2 protein-coding genes are annotated in these 4,346 nt (G+C 55.2%); one reads left to right on the top strand and one right to left on the bottom strand.

The features are described 5' to 3' along the window. Positions 1 to 130: 130 nt before the first annotated feature. Positions 131 to 2,605: a putative Ig domain-containing protein gene (locus tag ACEYDX_RS04740; RefSeq protein WP_373740884.1), complete on the top strand. Its 2,475-nt coding sequence runs from the start codon at positions 131 to 133 to the stop codon at positions 2,603 to 2,605. 133 nt (positions 2,606 to 2,738) lie between these two features. Here ACEYDX_RS04740 and gltX read toward each other — a convergent pair whose 3' ends face one another. Beyond that, positions 2,739 to 4,133, bottom strand: a complete 1,395-nt coding sequence (gene gltX / locus ACEYDX_RS04735; RefSeq protein ID WP_373740883.1) for a glutamate--tRNA ligase — start codon at positions 4,131 to 4,133, stop codon at positions 2,739 to 2,741. Positions 4,134 to 4,346 lie beyond the last annotated feature (213 nt).

Genomic DNA, 4,346 nt, shown 5'->3' with positions numbered 1-4,346 from the left:
GTGGAGATGGCGATGCCGAATTCTTTTGCGGCTCTACGAATCGTCCATCCTTGACGGAGTTTTTTGAGCACGAGTTGTTTGAAGTCTTGTGAATAGGCCATGGTGGAATTGTATCGAATAATATGTTTATTTGCTATACAATGCGTTTTACCCTGCGCCTAATGCGGAAACCAATCTTACGGGCGGCCGGAAAGACGATATTGTTTTCGCCACCAGCGCGCATTCGCTGAATGCCGATTTGGGCGGCGGTAACGACCGTGTTTACGGTTCGTATGGTGCAGACCGTATTTACGGCGGCGCGGGCAACGATGTGTTGAACGGCAGCGCATATGTGCCGGCCGGGAAGCCTGCTTCGGAAACGGCGGGCGACCGCGACCTGATTATCGGCGGTGCGGGGCGTGATTTGATTTACGGCGTAGCCGGCGACGATGTGATTTATTCGGAAGAAAAAGGCAGCCACCTTTTGGAAACGGACAGCACCGAACGCGGCGACTGGGTGGTCGCAGGAGAGGGCGATGACGAGGTTTACGGCAGTACCAACCGCGATTTGCTCACGGGCAGCGAAGGCAGCGATACGGTTTTCGGCGGTGCGGGCGACGATGTGGTTTTGGGCGACGGTTTCCTGCGTTTCGGCAACCGCAGCCAATCGGTTTATGTGGAAAGCCCGGCGGCTTCGTTTGATTATACGGTGGTGTCGCCGATAATGCCGTTCGTCCCCGGTATTTTGGTTCCGACCGTTTCTACCGCGCCTGCTTCAAGATTAACCGCCGAATTTACCTACGACGGAAACCAATGGAAGGAAACGGGCATAAACAGTGCCAGCCTGACCCATGCCAATATGGATGCTTGGGAAATCGAAATAAACCGTGAAACAGACGATTATGCCTTGACCGCCAAAGTACCCCTGAATGAAGCGTTTCATCGTGTGGCCGCGGGAGGCAGTGCCGATTTCCTATACGGCGGCAGCGGTAACGACCTGGTTGTCGGCCAAGACGGCAACGATTACGTTATCGGCGGCAAAGGCAACGATATACTTTGGGGCGACGACAACCGCGACCCATCGGTTGCAGGGCATGATTATCTGGAAGGCGGTGACGGCGACGACAAACTTTACGGCGGCAAAGGCGATGATACGCTGGTTGCAGGAAAAGGGCGCGATATGCTCGAAGGCGGCGAGGGTTACGATATTTATTCGTTTGACAGTACGGACCTGCAAAATCCTTACGATGCCAAGACCATTGTCGATATCGATGGACAGGGCATGATTGTGCTTGACGGCAAAAGCCTGCATACCGCGGTATGGACGGCAGATTCCGAACAGTCCGGCCGCTGGACTTCCGCACAGGGCTGGCAGCTTGATTTGCACGGCAGCCGCCTGCTGCTGACAGGTAAAACGTTTTCTTCGCAAATCGCGGTGGAAAACTTTTCAGACGGCATGTTCGGCCTGAACCTGACTGCCGCCGAAAACCGAACCCCCGAAGCGCAAGGCCGTCTGAAAACCGTGTTTATACAAACGGGACAGGAGTGGGCATACACTCTGCCCGCAGGCCACTTCAGCGACCCGGACGGCGATACGCTGGATTACCGCATCACGCTTGCAGACGGCAGCAGACTTCCTGACGGCCTGGCATTCGATGCCGATACCCTGACGGTAAGCGGCACGGCGGCAGAGGCCGGTACGCTGAAGCTGGCCGTTACTGCTGATGACGGGCGGGGAAAATCCGTTTCATCGTTATTGGAAGTGAAAGTATTGGAAGCAGGCAATCGGGAAAACCAAGTATTGACGGGAACAGACGGCAGCGACCGGTTGCACAGCGGCTTCGGCCGGGACGTGTTGGCGGGCGGCGCGGGCGACGATACCCTGATAGGCGGTTTCAACAGCAGCGATACTTACCTCTTTACTCTCGGCCACGGCAAGGATACCGTCATCGACGCCACCTATCACTACGGCCGCGACACCGATACCCTGCATTTTGAAGCGGCAAACGCCGAAGACGCCCGTTTCAGCCGCAGCGGCAATGATTTGACCGTCAAAGCCTATGGTGGAGAAGACAGCGTGACCGTTGCCAATTATTTCCAATCCGCAGGTTTCCGCTCGATGGATTTTGTCTTTGCAGACAAAACTGTTAATGCCGAATCAATGAAGAAAGTTGCATTGGCAATTTACGGCGGGAATGACAGCGCGGTATTGCAGGGCTGGAACGGCAGCGATGTCATCAGCGGCGGCAGCGGCAGCGAGAAAATATACGGCTACGCAGGCAGCGATACCATCAACGGCGGCGGGGGCAACGACGAACTGCATGGTGGCGACAATGCAGCCGATACCTATGTTTTTGCCAAAGGCCACGGCAGCGATATGATATTTGACGGCTCTGTCCGCTTGGATGCCTTTATCGACAGGCTGGTATTTGAGGAAGCCGTACTGGCAGACGCACAATTTTCCCGCAGCGGCAGCGATTTGCAAATCCGTGCATTCGGTGGCAGCGACCAAGTCAGCATCAGCGGTTATTACACCTCTGCCAAACATCAGGCCGTCAGCTTGGCGTTTGCCGACAGCGTACTTAACCCGCTGGAAGTGAAAAACCTGGCGCAAAACGTGGCTTAGGGCTGCTTCAGACGGCTTTGGGCCGGTTTTGTAAAAGGCATGGTGCCTGTCAAGTTTTATAACGCAAACGGCATATCAAAAAGAGCCGTCTGAAATATTTTTCAGACGGCCTTTGTCATTTCCAACTATTGTATTACGAACGGATACGGCGCAACACTTCTTCCTTGCCGATTAAGGCCAGCACTTCGTCCACGCTCGGGGTTTTGGCGGTACCGCACACGGCCAGGCGCAGCGGCATACCGAGTTTGCCCATTTTGATGCCTTCTTCGTCGCAGAACGGTTTGAACAAATCGTGAATGGCGGCGGCGTTCCAGTCGGCCAAGCCTTCGAGTTTGTCGGCGAAACGCAGCATCCGCGCGGGGGCTTCGTCGTCCCAATGTTTCTGCACGTCGGCTTCGGCGGGGGGTTGTTTTTCGTAGAAATACAGGCACTCGTCGGCCAACGCGTTCAAGTCTTGCGCGCGGTCTTTCACCAATGCCAACACGTCTTCCAGCGCAGGTTTGGCGGTGTCGTTGATGCCGCGCACGGCCAAACGCGGGGCAATCGGTTCCGCCAGTTTTTCAGACGGCATGGCTTTGATGTGTTCGGCGTTAATCCAATAGAGCTTTTTCAAATCCATGCGGCTGGGGGACGGGGAAACGTCTTTCAAATCAAACCATTGGATAAACTGTTCCATCGTGAAAAATTCGTCGTCGCCGTGCGCCCAGCCCAAACGCGCCAGATAGTTGAGCATGGCTTCGGGCAGGATGCCCATCGCGCCAAAATCGGTGATGGCCACGGTGTCGCCGCTGCGTTTGGAGATTTTTTTGCCCTGCTCGTTCAAAATCATCGGCAGGTGGGCGTATTCGGGCAGTTTTGCGCCCATTGCCTGCAAGATGTTGATTTGTTTCGGGGTATTGTTCACATGGTCGTCGCCGCGGATAACATGGGTAACGCCCATGTCGAAGTCGTCCACCACCACGCAGAAGTTGTAGGTCGGCGTACCGTCGGCGCGGGCGATAATCAGGTCGTCCAACGCTTCGTTGGGAATGCTGATTTCGCCTTTGACCAAATCGTGCCAACGGGTTACGCCTTCGGTCGGGGTTTTGAAGCGGACGACGGGTTCGATGCCTTCGGGCACGGGCGGCAGGGTTTTACCGGCTTCGGGACGCCAACGGCGGTCGTAAGTGGCCGTGCCTTCTTTTTCGGCCTTTTCGCGCATGGCTTCGAGTTCTTCTTTGCTGCAATAGCAGTAGTAGGCCGCGCCTTTTTCCAAAAGCTCGGCGATGACTTCTTTGTAGCGGTCGAAACGGCGGGTTTGGTAAACCACGTTGCCGGCGTTGTCGTAATTCAGGCCGACCCAGTTCATGCCGTCGAGAATGATGTTTACCGATTCGGCGGTGGAACGCGCCAGGTCGGTGTCTTCGATGCGCAGCAGGAATTCGCCTTTGTGCTTGCGGGCGAACGCCCATGAAAACAGGGCGGTGCGCACGCCGCCGATGTGCAGGTAGCCGGTGGGGCTGGGGGCGAAACGGGTTTTGACGGTCATGATGGATTCCCAAAAACGGTTTGAAAACGGCATTTTAACCGTTGGGACAAGATGCTGCTACAAGGATGGAAAAGGCCGTCTGAAAACGCGGTTGTGCGGTAAGCTTTTCAGACGGCATCATCCGTACCTGAGCATCCTCCATGTTTTACGACGTTTGAATTTAAAAAATACCGTTGTCATTTGCCATGTGTTGTTTGCATGAGCAAATATTAT

Origin of the sequence: Neisseria sp., from assembly GCF_041804105.1 — a bacterium.
GTDB lineage: Bacteria > Pseudomonadota > Gammaproteobacteria > Burkholderiales > Neisseriaceae > Neisseria.
Note: the sequence above shows the minus strand (reverse complement) of the source record. Positions and strands in the feature narration are given on the sequence as shown.